Raw genomic sequence first — 15,544 nt, forward strand, 5'->3', positions numbered from 1 at the left:
CGCCCTGGGAGCGCCGCCGTCCCGGCGGCAGTCGATAGCAGTCGATAGCAGTCGATGGCAGTCGATGGCAGTCGATAGCAGTCGATAGCAGTCGATGGCAGTCGATAGCAGTCGATAGCAGTCGATGGCAGTCGATGGCAGTCGATGGCAGTCGATAGCAGTCGATAGCAGTCGATAGCAGTCGAGGACATCCTGGGAGCGCCGCCGTCCCGGCGGCAAGGTCCGCCCTGGGAGCGCCGCCGTCCCGGCGGCAAGGTCCGCCCTGGGAGCGCCGCCGTCCCGGCGGCAAGTGGGAGATGAAAATAACCGGCAGGGTAGCAACGGGTAGCAATAGGGGACAGATTGCGCTCGGGGGTGACTCAAGTGTGTTTTTATGATTTATTTATATCATAAAAATGAAATATATATTTCATTTCTGCGTAACCGCGAAGCATCGGCTAGTTATCACGCAGAATTGACCGCACGACGGTTTTTTTATAGTATGATGGTCTTGCTATTGCAGAAAAAAGTTGTTATCATATCATCAGCCATGACGTTATTGGCACCAATGACATGTGCTTGAAATGTTCCCCGCATTTTTTTTGATAATTTTCGCGCATATCAACAATCACAATCCCAGGCCGTCCTGTAAAACGGGTCGCGAAGTGAAAGGAGCAGATGACGATGAGGACGATAGCATTTACCCTGATTGAGTTGCTGGTGGTGATAGCAATTATCGCGATTTTGGCGGCGATGCTGTTGCCGGCCTTGAGCAAGGCGCGGGAGAAGGCGCGGACGATCTCCTGCACATCGAATATCAAGCAGATGGCCTTGGCGAGCAACATGTACGCGGACGACAATGTCGATATGTTGCCGACGGCTGCCGTCAATTTGCAATGGTGGCATGACGCATTGATTAGCTACACTGGCGATGAGAAAGTCTACACTTGCCCTTCCAATGCTAGTGGTAAGATATTGCCGTCATGGAGTGGCATTACCACGACTAGGTCGAATCATTATGGCTGGAATTATTACTGCTGGGATTACTCGGGTAGTTATACCACTCGTGGCGGACTGGGATTTGCCCCGGCCAAGAACGATGCTCGTGGCGGTCCGGTGACGCGTGAGGAGATACCGCATCCGTCGAGCATGATCATGCTGGGTGATGGTCGCGGATCGGCCTCGGGTCTGCAAGGATTGTTCGGTCCCCCCATACAAAGTGCTGTGCCGTCTATTCATGTTCCTAACCTGCACAACGGCGGTTGCAACGTGGGCCACGTCGATGGCCATGCGGCCTTCTACAAAAAAGAAGTGCTGCAGGCCCGCGGCAATATGTGGTGGTGGACCAAGACCGGCAAGAACGACTAAGGACGTGCCTGGCGCGCGATGGGGAGACGGGGGCGAGTGCGCTGAGCTTGCTTGGCGAGATCGGGCGAGACGCCCACTCCACGGCTGGGAGTGCGGGGCGCGCGACGCATTGGGAGACGGGCGCAGGGTGCAACGCGCCAAACTCAGTAGCGCCACGGCATGCCGTGGCGCTCGACGGTGCGGGCGAGACGCCCGCACCACGGCCGCGATATGTACGCGCTACGGTCGGCGTGGATGACGAGTGCGGTTTAATGAGCCGTCTTGTCGGAGTGGGCGAGACGCCCACTCCACGGCTGGGAGTGCGGGGCGCGCGACGCATTGGGAGACGGGCGCAGGGTGCAACGCGCCAAACTCAGTAGCGCCACGGCATGCCGTGGCGCTCGACGGTGCGGGCGAGACGCCCGCACCACGGCCGCGATATGTACGCGCTACGGTCGGCGTGGATGACGAGTGCGGTTTAATGAGCCGTCTTGTCGGAGTGGGCGAGACGCCCACTCCACGGCTGGGAGTGCGGGGCGCGCGACGCATTGGGAGACGGGCGCAGGGTGCAACGCGCCAAACTCAGTAGCGCCACGGCATGCCGTGGCGCTCGACGGTGCGGGCGAGACGCCCGCACCACGGCCGCGATATGTACGCGCTACGGTCGGCGTGGATGACGAGTGCGGTTTAATGAGCCGTCTTGTCGGAGTGGGCGAGACGCCCACTCCACGGCTGGGAGTGCGGGGCGCGCAACGCATTGGGAGACGGGCGCAGGGTGCAACGCGCCAAACTCAGTAGCGCCACGGCATGCCGTGGCGCTCGACGGTGCGGGCGAGACGCCCGCACCACGGCCGCGATATGTACGCGCTACGGTCGGCGTGGATGACGAGTGCGGTTTAATGAGCCGTCTTGTCGGAGTGGGCGAGACGCCCACTCCACGGCTGGGAGTGCGGGGCGCGCGACGCATTGGGAGACGGGCGCAGGGTGCAACGCGCCAAACTCAGTAGCGCCACGGCATGCCGTGGCGCTCGACGGTGCGGGCGAGACGCCCGCACCACGGCCGCGATATGTACGCGCTACGGTCGGCGTGGATGACGAGTGCGGTTTAATGAGCCGTCTTGTCGGAGTGGGCGAGACGCCCACTCCACGGCTGGGAGTGCGGGGCGCGCAACGCATTGGGAGACGGGCGCAGGGTGCAACGCGCCAAACTCAGTAGCGCCACGGCATGCCGTGGCGCTCGACGGTGCGGGCGAGACGCCCGCACCACGGCCGCGATATGTACGCGCTACGGTCGGCGTGGATGACGAGTGCGGTTTAATGAGCCGTCTTGTCGGAGTGGGCGAGACGCCCACTCCACGGCTGGGAGTGCGGGGCGCGCGACGCATTGGGAGACGGGCGCAGGGTGCAACGCGCCAAACTCAGTAGCGCCACGGCATGCCGTGGCGCTCGACGGTGCGGGCGAGACGCCCGCACCACGGCCGCGAGCTGCTGTGGTCGCCTGCGCACATTAGGGCTTCTCTGCCTGTGTCACTCAGCCGCCTATTTGTTTTTGAGCAGGCAGACGTTTTTGATCCAGAAGCTGATTTTCATGCCGATGGGGTTGGCGCCGATGCGGAGGACCTTGGTGTCGGCCAGCCTATTGTCCTTGTTGTTGAGTGGGATGCTGCGGTTTTCCCATTGGGTCAGCGGCGGTGAGTAGGAGAAATTGACGCTTTGGCCGCGTTCGTGGACATCTTCCTGCACCAGCATGACCAGGTTGTGCTTGAAGTCATTTTCGACCTTGTCTTGGACGGATTTGACATCGAAGCTGAGCATTTCGGCGCCGGCGAAGCTTTCGGCTGGGAGCTTGAGGACGTATTCGGGGTAGAACCAGCGATCGGTTTCGGGGTTGGTCCATTCGAGATCGAAGCGCAGGGCCTTTTCCTGTTCGTCCCAGGTGACGGAGAAGAGATCGGCGGAGGTATTTTTGCGCCAGTTTTCGGGCTTGTCGGTTTGCAGGGGGACGGCCACGCTGTTTTCGATGAAGAGCCGGCGCATGACCACGGGGATGTGCAGGCGGCTGGATTTTTTGCCGTTGGCGATGGCCTGGACGACCATTGGCGCTTCGTAGCCTCGCTCTGGCAGTTCCGGCGTGAAGACCGTTTCAATGGACTGCTTGCCGAAGGCGGGGAGGGCGATGGACGCCGGCAGGTCGCTTAGGGTGCCGCCGCTGATTTGCAGGGTGGCGGTTTTGGGCTGAGCGTCGAGATTCCAGATTTCCATGGTGAGGCGGCCCTGGAGTTTGTCGAGGTTGGCGGAGGCTTTCTGGTTGCTGATGTCGAAGTCTTCGTCGTTGAGGGTCGCGCGGATGATGACGGTGAGGTCTTCGTCGGCAGCGGGGGTATAGGGGTCGATTTTACCGGCGGGGACCTTTGCTTTGTCGGCAGTGAAGCCGCTGACGCCGGCGAGGTACTGCGGGTAGCGGGTGGCGTTAAGCTGCGCCTGGCCATTGGCGACGGCCAGGGTGGTGGCGGTGCCGACGGTGTTGGTGATGGTGTACTGGCCATTGGCGAGTGGCAAGGTGAAGTCGTGGGCGTAGAGCTTGTCGGGGCGGGCGATGGCATTGAACGGCGCGGTATCGAGGTCGGAGATACTCCAGAAGACCAGGGTTTGCTTGCCGTCGGGCTGATTGAAGACGAAGACGCGGAGGGCGTCGTCTACGCCGAGTTCGCCCTGGAGGGTGGCGAGATTGAGTTGTGCAGTGATGGCGGCCATGGCGGCGTAGCTGGGTTTCACCGAGCCATCGCGGCGCATCATACCCCAGTCTTTGACGCCCTTGCGCTCATTGTAGGGCGGGAAGACGAAGTAGTAGTCGCGTGATACGCCTTCCATCATCATGAGAATCTGCGATTTGGGGAAGAACTCGGTCATGATCAGCTCCTGGTCGGGGCTGTGGGCCTTCATGCCTTTGCGGGCACCGTCGGCCTCGGAGTGGCCTTCGGAGTTAGTGCCGTGCTCGGTGAACCAAATGGCGCGCTGTTCCAAGCCCTGTTCGGCGCGGAACTCCCGCAGATCCTGCATGAGTTTGGGGTAGTTGGACAGTGGATTGTAGGTGTGGTAGTTAATGATATCGCAGAATTTGCCCATGTCGTTGGCGTAAAGATTGTAGTGATAGGCGCCTTTGGATGGCGTACACATGGCGCCGTGGGCGACGATGCGCTTCGGGTCGGCGGCACGGAAGCCGAGGTATGCGGCCTTCATGGCGGCGGCGTAGTCCCAGGCGGGTTCGGGGGCGAAGCTGATATCCTGTTCGTTCCAGAATTCCCAGTTGCCCATGCGGTCGCCGAAGGCCGTGGCGGTGTCTTTGGCGAAAGTGTAGGTGGCCAAAAGATCGCTGGGCAGTTTCGTGATGGGCTTGGCCCATATTGGCGTGTCGTGGTACATGCCGCTGATGATGATATGGCGTTTTTGCAGGTAGTCGGCGTTGGTCATGTAGTAGGAGTAGTTGTACTCGCCGGGATTGGGGCTGACTTCCCGCCAGCCCAGCCTTTCGCGGACGTGGTAAATGCCCGCGCGGTAGACCAGCTCGCTGATCAGCAGGTAGCTGTCGCCGTCATAATAGGGGCAGTCGAAGCTGCCGGGGCGGGCGACCCAGCTCTGTGCGGTGTCGATGGCGAAATAGGCGTCGTGATTGACGACGCGCGTTGCGGGGTCAATGACCACAGCGAAGGTGAAGGGCGGGAACTGCGTTTCGCCGGGGTGGCTGGTTTCGAGGTGGTAATAGCCGGGCGGCAGGGGCGTCAGGACCAGCTTGTCGCCGGCGTGTTCAGGCCAGATGCCTTGGCCGAGTTCAGCGCCCAGCCAGTCTTTGAGGACGTAGTGGCATTGGGGCAGATCGACATTCGCGGAGAAGGTCGGCGCTTCTTTTTCGATGAAGACAGTGCCGGGGGCGTCAGTGGCGATGCGTGGTTTGATTTGGTCCATGCGGGGCGTCCCTTCCAGTGAGAGATTGCGTATTGAATAGGTCAGGGTGTCTTGTTTGGGATTCATGCCGATGCGGAGGACGCGGATGCCCTCCTTGGGCGTGCCATCGAGGTCGGGGAGCAGCACGGTGATTTTTTGCCATTCGCCGGGCTCCGGCAGGTTGTAGCCATACCAGCCATTGGCATAGCCGTCAAGCATTACCAGTCTGGAAGCGAACTCTTGCGGAGCGTCCTGTTGCTCAATCTTGAGTTCGAAACTGATTGCGGTCACGCCATTGAGAGTCTGGCCCTGCTGCAGGGGAAAGCCCGGGTAGGCCCAGCGGTCGCCGCCGGAGAATTGCACGGCGAAACGCACGGCATCGCCGTCTTGACTGATGCTCATGGACCCCGATGTGTTCTTGCGCCAGTTTGACGCGTCGCCGAGCTCCGCTGGCGTCGGGAAACGCGGTTGGGCGAAAAGCGGCAGCGACAGACAAAAAGCCAGAAACAGCGCGGAACGACTGAGGGTTGCCATGAGCGTTTTCTCCATTTAGGACGATATGGACGGTCTCCGGGTGGACTTGCTTGCTGGTTGTGATGCGGGGCGGCGTTGTGCAGGCGCGCTACACCACGTCAGCAAACGCATGGGGCGCGGCATTCCTTGGCCGCGCCGGGGCGTCTGGGCCAGAAAATAATGCAGCCGTCCTTGCCGCCAGTATTGGGCTGGCGGGAGGCCGGCCAGGATGAATCGCGTTGCGCGCGGCTGTGCGCTCAATTCAGGGGGTACATAGGTGTCGCGGTTGAGGTGGGATCGAAGACGCCGTTGTCGGTGACATTTTCCATGCTGGTGTAGGCTGGGAGGCGCGCGGCGCGGCCATCCAGGAAGCCGGCGACGATAGACGAACCGCCGTCGTGAGACGGGAAAAACTTGTGGACATTGCCGACGTATTCCGCGCCCCAGGTCCACAGGTTAGGTTGCGTCCAGTAGGTGCAGGTCGTTTCGGAGAGGATTAGCGTGGTGCTGGGATGAACGGCCTTTTTGACGTAGGCGGCGCAGCCGTAGCTGCTGTCGGTCCCGCCTTTTTGGCTTCCGACGAGACCGTAGGCGCCACGGGTGGGTTCGGCTGCGCCTGGACAGCGGAAAGTGCCGCCGACGCCGTAGGAACTGTTTGCGGGCGGATCGGTCGTGTAATTGAGATCGCGCAGCAGGCGTCCCCAAGACACGTTGTAGCCACCCGAGCCGGTGAAGGGATTGGGGCCGGCCAGCGGGTATCCGATATACTGCGGTTTTTTGATCAGGCCCTCATAGTCGTCCATGTACATGCGCAGAATGAGGAGGATTTGCTTCTGATTGCTGACGCAGGATATGGTCCGCGCCTTGTTGCGGGCTTTGGCCAGTGCGGGCAAGAGCATTGCAGCTAAAATGGCGATAATCGCAATGACGACCAGCAGTTCGATCAGAGTAAATGAACGACGTGTACGCATGACAGTTTCCTCCTCAAGGGATGCCTGATACCACATCATTTCAAAATCGAAAAGACAAACCTATTGTACCCATTTTAGCGAGAAAGTGCAAGGTCCTGGCAGTACGAAAGTTTTGGACCTGGTGATTGGTTAGCCATTGATACTAGCTGCTTCCAGGAGATGCCTGGGGCTCTTGTGCGTGCCTATTTATTCTCTGAGGTGAAGCTGCCGATGAGGCGCTCGGTGTTGTCCAGGAGGAGAGCCTGTACGTTGTCGGTGGCTGGGTTGAAGGTGACCTTGAGGGTGTTCGGGGCGGTGTTGCCGTGGTCGGTGGCAGCCTTGACGGGGATGGACAGGGCGAAGCCGTTGGGCGTTTTTTCCAGGGTGGCGTTGCCGGGCAGATCGTTGTCAGCGCGGTATGGTCTGATGACGGTGACAAATTCGGTTTGGCGTTGTGGCTGGCTGGTCTGGGCGGTGAGGTGGTATTCCACGACCTTGATGCGGGGCCTTGGCGGCGGGTCGAATTTATCGCTCTGGGTTATGGCCAAGTCGGTAGGCCAAAGCATGGCGACCTGGCAGGCCGCGCCGTTGTTTTGCACGCGGATGTCCTGCTGGGAACGGATGTCCATGGGCTTGATGGTGTGCAGGAAGAAATCGAAGGTCGCAGGCTCGACGGCGTCGAGGGTATCGAAGATAACGACCGCGTCGGGTTTGCAGAAGAGAATGCGGCGTTTGAAGCTGTTGAGGCGGCCGTCGTAGGCCTTGGCGGCTTCGCCGGCGACGTAGTCAAAGAGGGGCGTGCAGGCGAAGTCGGTGATTTCGCCCTGGCCATTGGCGGAGTGTTTGGTCTGGCCTTGGCCATTGACGGCAATGGCATTGACGGATTTGGTCTCCCACATCCAGTTCTTGTGGTGGTCGGTGCCGTAGCTGTCCCGGCGGCCGGTGCGGATCAGCAGCCGTTCGCCGTAGGCATTGAAAGTGAAGGCGTTGTTGGACTCATAGCCGTGGCTCTGGGTGCCAAAGGGGCTGGATTTGAAAACGACCTGGACATTGTCCTGGCCACCGAAGAGGTTGCTGTTGAGCATGGCCTGGCCAGTGCCGCGGAAGCAGCGCGATGACGGCAGGTCGAACGGGGGCTTCGCCGTTACGGCGGGCATGGCGCCGCGCACGAAACCGACGTAGTTGTTCTGCGGCTTGGCGCCGCCGACGGCGTCGACGTACCACTGCCAATAGGGGTTTTGCGCCTGGGTGGCGAAGATGCTGACGAGCGTGGCGTTTTTGTCTGGCGTCTGATTTTCGACCAGGTCGCCGAAGCCGCCGTCCTTGGTTCCCGGCGGCTGGAGGTACATGGGGTAGTAGCCCACGCTGGCGAAGTAGGGTTTGGCGAAAGCGTTGACGCCCATGGCGCTCTTCATGATGTCAGCCCACCAGGTGAAGCGATCGAGATAGCTGCGCCAGTAGGACACGCCCTCGTGCCAGCCGCCGTCCGCATCCGACCAGACCGGGTACACGCAGGCATAGACATTCATGGCGAACCACAGCCATTCTTCGGCCTCGGGGATTTCGCCGAGAAAGACCAGGCCGACTTCGCCGAGGAAGTGCCAGGCACGGTTGGAATGGCTCGCGTAGGGCGACCAGAGATGCCGGGGGAAGAGATGGCGGTACATTTCTTCGCCGCGGCTGCGCATAAGGTCGCGGCATTGCGCGCGTTCGTCTTCGCTGAGGAGGTCATAGACATAGCTGTAGGTGCGGGCGAAGCGGGAGTTGTAGGGCATGCCGGCTTCGTCGTTGTAGCGGTAGCCGGTGGCGCCTTTGGGGTCCCACTGGGCGCAGTCCATGAGGATGCGCTTGGCGAGTTGGCCGTATTCGTCCTTGCCGCCAATGAGGCGGGTGAAAGCGAGGGTGGCGGCGCCGTCGAGGGCTTTCATGGTATAGACGCGGTTGCCCCACCAGATTTCCCGCCATTCGTCGCTGTTGCGCACCATGCCCTCCGGGTATTTCGGCGGCTCGGCGGTTGGCGGCGGCTTGGCCAGCATGGCATCGCATTGTTTGCAGAGATTGTCAAAGATGGGCTTGAGGTCGGTCTGCGCGCGCTGTCGCAGGTCGGCGAGCTGCTCGGGGCGGATGAAGATGCGCGGATGCGCGGTGGGCACGCGGCTCACGAGCTCCGCGCGCGTGGGCAGGGGCTGGGTTGCGGAGTCGGCATCGACGCTGAATGAGCGCGTGCTGCTCCAAGGCGACTGCTGGCCGTCGTTTGTCCGGTAGGCGAAACGCCAGTGCCAGGTGCCGGTGGGAAAGCCTTGCGGCGGGCAGTGCACGTTGTAGCGGAGGTCTTCCACGCGGTAATGACTGCTGCTGAAATCCGGCGCGGTGGCCACTTCGAGGATGTAGCTGACGTCCTTCCCTTGCGGCCGCCACGAGAACGCTGGCGGGTTGACTTCGCTGCGCTGCCCGTCGGTCGGCCGGAAGCCCCATTCATTGGCCTGCGCCGGCGCTTCGTTCACGGGCGGGGCGGCCGCGCCGGCCGTCAGCGCGGTGCCGATGATCAGCGCGGTGCCGAAGGTGCGACGGATGAAGCGCTGGACGGGACTGTTGGTGCTGGTCATGGCGTGTCGTCTTTCAGTGTTGGGTACGCTTGGAAAACAAATGCTCTTGCCCCCGGGGCAACTTCAGCGTTGCGCATGGTGAATTACGCGCCAGGTTTGGGGTATTCGTGGCAGAGGAAGACGTCTTTGGGGGCGTCTTCGGCGATGTTGGGGAAGCGTGGGGCGCCATTGAGGAAGAAGTTGTCGTTGAAGTCGTCGCAGACACTGGAGACCTCGCCGGAGGCCGTATAGTGCACGCCGTCGATGAGGATGCCTTTTTCGCCCCAGAAGGAGTGGATGGTGCCGGGTTCCAGGTGGATGCTCTCGCCGGGTTTGAGCACGACTTTGGTCTGGGACGGGATGGTGCGGCGGATGCCATCAATGGCGATGGATAGCGGACGGGTGTCCTTCTGGCCTTCGGGGGTGGCGCTGGCCAGATCAATGACAATGTCGCCGCTGCCGCGGTTGATAATGTCCTCGCGCTTGCTGCGATGGAAGTGCGCCGGGGCGCGCTGGCCTTCGGGGTCAAGAATGAATTTTTCCGCGTATGCCTTGGGGTAGGTGGCGTTTTTTTTGCCGTTGCGGAGGGTGAAGAGACAGCGTCCATACATGGCGAAGTCGTCCATGCCGAAGTCTGTCACATCCCAGCCGAGATTGCAGTCGCGGATTTCGTCGTATTCGGGTCCGGCGGCCAGCCAATCAGCCGGCGTCATGTAGGCAAAGGGCGGCAGCCGCAGGCCCAGCTCGGCAAAGACTCTTTTGGCGATACCCACGGTGTAGTTGATCTGACTGCGCTTCAGCATGGTCGTAGTCCTATGCTTGTGGTGGTGTAAAAATGTTGGCGGGAGTGTTCAGCAGCGGGCGCCATTGGCTTTGAGCTGGTTACGGAGGGTTTGGCAGGCGAGTTGCCGCAGGGGGACATTCTGCTGTACCGCCAATGCTGCCGCCGTGCCGGCGGCTTCGCCGCTGACCATGCATTGCACGGTCGGGCGGATGCAGCCGAAGGCCTCGTGAGTCGCGGAGATGCAGCGGCCGGCCACGAGCAGATTGTCGAGCTTTTTGACAATCAGCGATCGGAAAGGGATTTGGAAGTACCAGCGGGGTGGATAGCTGGTTTCAGGGTCATTAAGCCATGTCGGCCGCGGCTGGGTGTCAATCGGGTGTGCGCCGAAGCCGATGCAGTCCGTGAATTCCTTCTGCTTGTAGATGTCCATCAAGCCCAGCAGGTAATCCCCTTGGATGTGGCGGGTTTCGCGTACACCCATTTCGGGTACCTGGAGCAGGAAGGCGTTTTGGAAGCCGGGAACTTCGCGGATGCCATCCAGCCATCGGGAGAGCAGCTTGGCGATCATGCATTCGGCGCGGCTCAAGTCATCGGCGTTGCAGCCATCCATATTGTCAATACTGGGGCAGCACAGGGTTGCCACGCCCTTGCTGGGAAGATTGTACACTTGGAAGCGGCGGGGATAGTGGTCTTGCCGAAACACGTCAAAGACGGTCATTTCACCGCGCTGATAGCGCGCCAGGGCCTCCTCATAACTAAAACGGGCGAAGGGCTGCTTGGCATAACATTCCCGGTGTTCGCCCAAGTAGGCAAAGAGCTTGTCGAAGTCCACATTGCCCACTTTGAACATGACGCCCATGGGATGCATCTTGCCAATTTTTTCCGGCGTGGCGCACACATCGTCTTTGGTCACGCCGACGGTGTAATCCGCGCCGGCGCGGACGGCGACGTCGCCATCGCCGGTCGCGTCGATGAACTGCTTGGCGGGGACGACTTCCCGGCCGGACTTGGACTCCAAGATGACGCCTTCGATGGCGTTGCCATTTTTGACCACATCCACGATCATGGAGTGAAAGCGCAAGGTGACGCCGGCTTCTTCCATCATGTCCACCAGGACGCGCTTGAAGTCCTCGCTGCTGGTGAAGAGATAGGCGCCGACCGTGCTGTTATTGCCCAGGGCGTGACCGCATTTGAGCAGCCGCTCGGCAATTTCCATCGGAATACCCTTGGCGACGTGGAGCTCATCTGGCGCCGTTGCCAGGCATTGCAGATCAGCCGCGTGCTCTTCCGGCTTGCCGGAAAATTTTGTAAACATGGTAATTCCGGCATTGCCGGCCGTGAGCATTCCGCCCAGAAAGCCTTTGGCTTCGATGAGCATGGTGTTGGCACCGCCGCGGGCCGCTGCCAGTGCGGCGACGACACCCGCCGTGCCACCGCCAGCCACAACGACATCCCTGGGTTCAAGAACCCGGGCGCGAGTTTCACACACATAATCATCACCGCAGATCAACGACATGGGTGCTCCTGTATTCGGTAATCGGTCAGCCATTGATACTATATGCCAGTAATTCCTCTTTCAGCGCGGTGGGACGCGACGTGCCTGGCCAATGTGGCGCCCTCCGGGCGCAAATCCAGGTTGTTGTCATACCCCGGGTTGCGGCGCCCTCCGGGCGCCTCACCCGGGGTTATGCATGGTGCGGCCCTTCGGGCCGAATTTGGTTGATCGGTCTGATCGGACGGATCATCTATTGGGTTATCGCGGACGGATCGGACGGATCGGACGGATCGGACGGATCGGACGGATCATCTATTGGGTTATCGCGGACGGATCAGCAGTCATTTATCGCGGACGGATCTGCCGGATCGGACGAATCCGGTGACTTGATCGGTCCGATCAGTCTGATCGGTCCGATTTTGTGAGAGCGAGGCGTTAGCGGGCTTTGACGCAGAGCCATGCGTGTTGGAGGGGTTCCAGGGTGATACTGATCGTGTTGTTGGCGACGGTGCCCTGTTGGTTTGGTGGTGTGCGCGGGTGGATGATTTGCTGGAGTGGCGCGGGCGCCTGGAAGGTGCCGGTGGCGCTTTTATCGTGGCTGCTGTTGACGACCAGGAGCCAGGTGTCGCCGTCTTTGCCGTAGAGACGGTAGCCCAGTTCGGGCGCGGTGTCGGCTGAAGGGGCGATGGGCAGGGGGGTGTCGGTGGCGAGGAGGACATCTTCGACGTTTTTGAGCTCAGCGGCGACCTGTTTGACCTCATCCCAGCGTTTGTCGAAGGGATCGACGAGATCGGGGCGCAGGGCGCGGCCGCCGTCGGCGATGGTCTTGCCCATTCTGCCGAGGTCGAACCACGAGTAGAAGACCATGCCATTGGCGCCGCCGGCGACGCACATCCAGGCCATGGCGCGCATTTCGGCCAGGGTTGGGGCTCGGCAGGCGGCGATATCTTCTTCGGAGTGGCCGTAGCCCTTCCAGTAGGCTGCCCAGTTGAAGATCTGTGGCACCATCCAGACGGCGTGGGCGCCGAAGACGCCTTTGGCGGAGCGTTGCGTCCAGTCCAAGGCGCGGGCTGGGGTGGCGGTTGGGATTGGGTAGGGGTCGGTGCCGATGACATCGAAGCTGGGGATGTATTCGCGGATTTCGTCGACCTGGTAGAGTACGACCCAGGTGGGGCGGCCGGGGTCGAGGTTTTCGACAAGATCGCGGTGGGCGGTGAGTTCGGGGAGGCGAGACAGGGGCATTTCGTCGTTGATGTACCAGGCCATGATGGCCGGGTGGTCTTTGAATTCGTTGATGTCGGTGGTCACCTTGGCCGCGCCTTCTTCGGCAGTTTTGGTGCTACCTTTGTTGGCGTAGTAGTCTTTGACGCTGAAGATCACCTTGACCTTGGCGTCGTGGAGTTTATCCAGGGTATCGCGTTTGAGGCGTGCGTAGGGCATGATGCAGTTGAAGGCGCTGTTTTGGAGGTAGGCGATGTCTTTATCGCTGCAGCCGCTGAAGTAGAGGCCGATGGGGAAGAAGGGTTGGCCGTCGAGGATCAGTCGTTGGTGGCGGTCGATGTAGGCTTTGCGTTCCGGCATGGTGGCGACTCGGCGGATGGTTAGCGAGCGGCTGACCAGCTCCTTGGTGTTGGGCGTGGTGGTGGTGAATTGCACCTTGTAGTCGCCGGGTGCGAGCTCGGCGGTGGGAATGGTGAAGATCAGAGTGTCGGTTTCGACTCGTGTGGGCTGGTAGCGACGTTGGCTGCCATCGGGAGCAATGACTAGCAGTGGCTGATCTTTGAGGGTTTCACTATGCACGGCTGCGGACACATTGACGCCGACGAAGACCGTGACGGGCGTGCCGTCGCTCATGTGCCGGTAGTGGTCCGTGGTCATTTGGCTGAGTGGCGACGGTTCCCAGGCTTCCAGGAAGACATCGTCGAACCACGCCTGGCCGGTGCTGCCTTTGCGGGCGTAGCAGGTGATATCGAAAGTGGCGGCTTTTTCGGGGACTTTCTTGATGAATCCCTCGACGATTTTCCACTCGCTGTTGGTGTCTTTCATGCCGCTGGGGTAGCTACCGCCGAGGAATTTGCCATTGGCGTCGTTCCACTGCACGCAGATAGTCGGCCCGCCGCCCTTCATGCCGCTGCTTTTGACCCAGCAGCCGAAGCGGTATTCTTTGCTTTTGTCCAGGGTGATTTTTTGTGAGCAGAGGACGTACGGCGTGGTCTCGCTGTGATTGAAGTGCAGGCTGGCTTCGCCGCTGTGGGCGGTGCTGCGGTCGATGCTGTAGAATGGCGCTTGGGCTGACCAGTGGCTGATGCCGCCGTCTTCGGACTGGTCCTCAAAACCCGGGTTGTGGAGCAGTTGCGCGGTTGCGTCGGCGGCGAGCAGGATTGATGCGGCCAGTGACAGTGCCAGGGCAATCTTTTTCATCATTGGTCTCCAGGGTGGGTAACTCGGGACGGGGGCAACGGCGTCGCCAATCAGCCGTTGGCGTTATTCCATGCGGTCATGCCGCCGATGAGGGTAAAGACATCGTCATACCCCATGGCCTTGAGGATACTACCGGCGATATTGGCGCGGTAGCCGGAGGCGCAGACGATGGTGATGTGGGCATTTTTCTCCAGATTGACTTTTTTCTGGATGATTTGGCCGATGGGGATGTGCATGGCGCAATCGATATGGCCGGCGTTCCATTCGGCATCGGTGCGCACATCGATGACGACGTGGTCGGGGTATTTTTGCAGGACGCGTTTGAGGCTAGCCGGTGAGATTTGTGGCAGGTGGTTGAGTGGTTTAGCTTTTGCGGCCCAGCTGCTGATGCCGTCGCCGATGTAGCCGATTAGGCGGTCATAGCCGGCGCGGCGGTAGATGTACGCGGCGTCTTGGGCGCGGGCGGGGGTGTCAGCGACAACGATGATATCGGTGTCGGCGGGAATGACCATGCCGAGCCAGTTGACGGATGCGGGGGTGAGGCCGATGTTGACGGCGCCCTCGATGAAGGCCGCGCCGAAGGCGCTGGGGACACGGGTGTCGACGATGCGGGCGCCGCGTTTGAGGGCTTCTTCCACCTGTTGGATGGGTATGGCCGCGAAGGGGGCGGCTTTGGCCAATGGTGCGGGGCCCTGGCGGTTTTTGCTGACCATCACGGCGAAGTTGTCTGGCCGCGCCTGGAATTCCTTGGTCATGGCCTCGTGGAATTGCGCGAAGGGCATTTTCAGCAACGGGTTATTGCGGCGTTCGAAACCGAGCGTGGACATGGGTTTGGCGCTCATGCCTTTGCCACAGAGGGAGCCCTCGCCGTGTGCCGGGTAGACCTCGGTCCAATCCGGGAAGCGCTCGAGTTTTTTGTTGAGACTGTGGTAGAGGTTTTTGACTTGTTCTTCGAGCAGGTCGGCGCCGGCCAAGTCGGGTCGGCCGATATCGCCGACGAAGAGCAGGTCGCCAGTGAGGAGTGCGAAGACATCCTCGGAGCGGCCGTGGTCGGTGACGGCGAGGGTGACGGAGTTAGGCGTATGGCCGAAGGTTTCGATGATTTCGACTTCGCCGGCGCCAAAACGGAAGTGATCGCCCTCGTGGAGGTCCTTGTGCGGGTAGGCGGCTTCCACACCGGGATGCACATAGATGTCGGCGCCGGTGCGGGCGGCCAGTTCGCCACTGCCGGTGATGTGGTCGGCATGCAGATGGGTATCGAAGATGTGGGTGATGCGCAGGCCATTTTCCTGTGCGGTCTGGAGGTAGCGATCGACATGGCGTTCGGGGTCGACGACGCAGGCAATGCCAGCGGCGGGGCAGCCGATCATGTAGGACAGACAGCCCAGACCGTCGACCTTGAATTGTTGAAACAGCATACTCGTTCCTCCTTTGCTGATGTTGAGCGCCAATGGGTGGAGACATGGTTCCAACGGAATCGGGGAAGCTTCACGCGGGGGCGGCGTCCCTGCGGGTGGCGGCTACAATA

Annotated in this window: 8 protein-coding genes; 1 reads left to right on the forward strand and 7 read right to left on the reverse strand. The window is 60.9% G+C overall.

Annotated features, from left to right (window positions below; translation table 11 throughout):
• Window positions 1-663: 663 nt before the first annotated feature.
• Window positions 664-1,347, forward strand: a complete 684-nt coding sequence (locus J3R75_RS10745) for a DUF1559 family PulG-like putative transporter (protein ID WP_307261523.1) — start codon at window positions 664-666, stop codon at window positions 1,345-1,347.
• 1,518 nt (window positions 1,348-2,865) lie between these two features.
• On the opposite strand, the gene J3R75_RS10750 is transcribed toward J3R75_RS10745, so the two are convergent.
• From J3R75_RS10750 to J3R75_RS10780, 7 genes are all read right to left on the reverse strand, one after another.
• Complete coding sequence (locus J3R75_RS10750) at window positions 2,866-5,802, reverse strand: hypothetical protein (protein ID WP_307261524.1); 2,937 nt, start codon at window positions 5,800-5,802, stop codon at window positions 2,866-2,868.
• Between the two features lie 236 nt (window positions 5,803-6,038).
• Window positions 6,039-6,752, reverse strand: coding sequence for a prepilin-type N-terminal cleavage/methylation domain-containing protein (locus J3R75_RS10755; protein WP_307261525.1), 714 nt, complete (start codon window positions 6,750-6,752; stop codon window positions 6,039-6,041).
• A 182-nt stretch (window positions 6,753-6,934) separates the two neighbouring features.
• A complete protein-coding gene (locus J3R75_RS10760) occupies window positions 6,935-9,337 on the reverse strand; it encodes a DUF4962 domain-containing protein (RefSeq protein ID WP_307261526.1) in 2,403 nt (800 codons plus the stop codon).
• Window positions 9,338-9,420: 83 nt separating this feature from the next.
• Window positions 9,421-10,119 carry a D-lyxose/D-mannose family sugar isomerase gene (locus tag J3R75_RS10765; protein WP_307261527.1) on the reverse strand — a complete coding sequence of 233 codons (699 nt, stop codon included), beginning with the start codon at window positions 10,117-10,119 and terminating at the stop codon, window positions 9,421-9,423.
• A 48-nt stretch (window positions 10,120-10,167) separates the two neighbouring features.
• Complete coding sequence (locus J3R75_RS10770; protein ID WP_307261528.1) at window positions 10,168-11,616, reverse strand: FAD-dependent oxidoreductase; 1,449 nt, start codon at window positions 11,614-11,616, stop codon at window positions 10,168-10,170.
• A 414-nt stretch (window positions 11,617-12,030) separates the two neighbouring features.
• Window positions 12,031-14,019 (reverse strand): carbohydrate binding domain-containing protein, encoded by a 1,989-nt coding sequence (locus J3R75_RS10775; protein WP_307261529.1) that lies wholly within the window; start codon window positions 14,017-14,019, stop codon window positions 12,031-12,033.
• Window positions 14,020-14,066: 47 nt separating this feature from the next.
• On the reverse strand, window positions 14,067-15,434 hold the full coding sequence (locus J3R75_RS10780) for an MBL fold metallo-hydrolase (RefSeq protein WP_307261530.1): 1,368 nt from the start codon (window positions 15,432-15,434) through the stop codon (window positions 14,067-14,069).
• Window positions 15,435-15,544 lie beyond the last annotated feature (110 nt).

The organism is Oligosphaera ethanolica (genome assembly GCF_030814695.1).
Lineage (GTDB): Bacteria > Verrucomicrobiota > Lentisphaeria > Oligosphaerales > Oligosphaeraceae > Oligosphaera > Oligosphaera ethanolica.

What these genes read in the sequence shown, in the direction of transcription:
- J3R75_RS10755 (WP_307261525.1), bottom strand. Translation starts at nt 6,752, where the DNA reads ATGCGTACACGTCGTTCATTTACTCTGATCGAACTGCTGGTCGTCATT.
- J3R75_RS10770 (WP_307261528.1), bottom strand. Translation starts at nt 11,616, where the DNA reads ATGTCGTTGATCTGCGGTGATGATTATGTGTGTGAAACTCGCGCCCGG.
- J3R75_RS10775 (WP_307261529.1), bottom strand. Translation starts at nt 14,019, where the DNA reads ATGATGAAAAAGATTGCCCTGGCACTGTCACTGGCCGCATCAATCCTG.
- J3R75_RS10780 (WP_307261530.1), bottom strand. Translation starts at nt 15,434, where the DNA reads ATGCTGTTTCAACAATTCAAGGTCGACGGTCTGGGCTGTCTGTCCTAC.
- J3R75_RS10760 (WP_307261526.1), bottom strand. Translation starts at nt 9,337, where the DNA reads ATGACCAGCACCAACAGTCCCGTCCAGCGCTTCATCCGTCGCACCTTC.
- J3R75_RS10750 (WP_307261524.1), bottom strand. Translation starts at nt 5,802, where the DNA reads ATGGCAACCCTCAGTCGTTCCGCGCTGTTTCTGGCTTTTTGTCTGTCG.
- J3R75_RS10765 (WP_307261527.1), bottom strand. Translation starts at nt 10,119, where the DNA reads ATGCTGAAGCGCAGTCAGATCAACTACACCGTGGGTATCGCCAAAAGA.
- J3R75_RS10745 (WP_307261523.1), top strand. Translation starts at nt 664, where the DNA reads ATGAGGACGATAGCATTTACCCTGATTGAGTTGCTGGTGGTGATAGCA.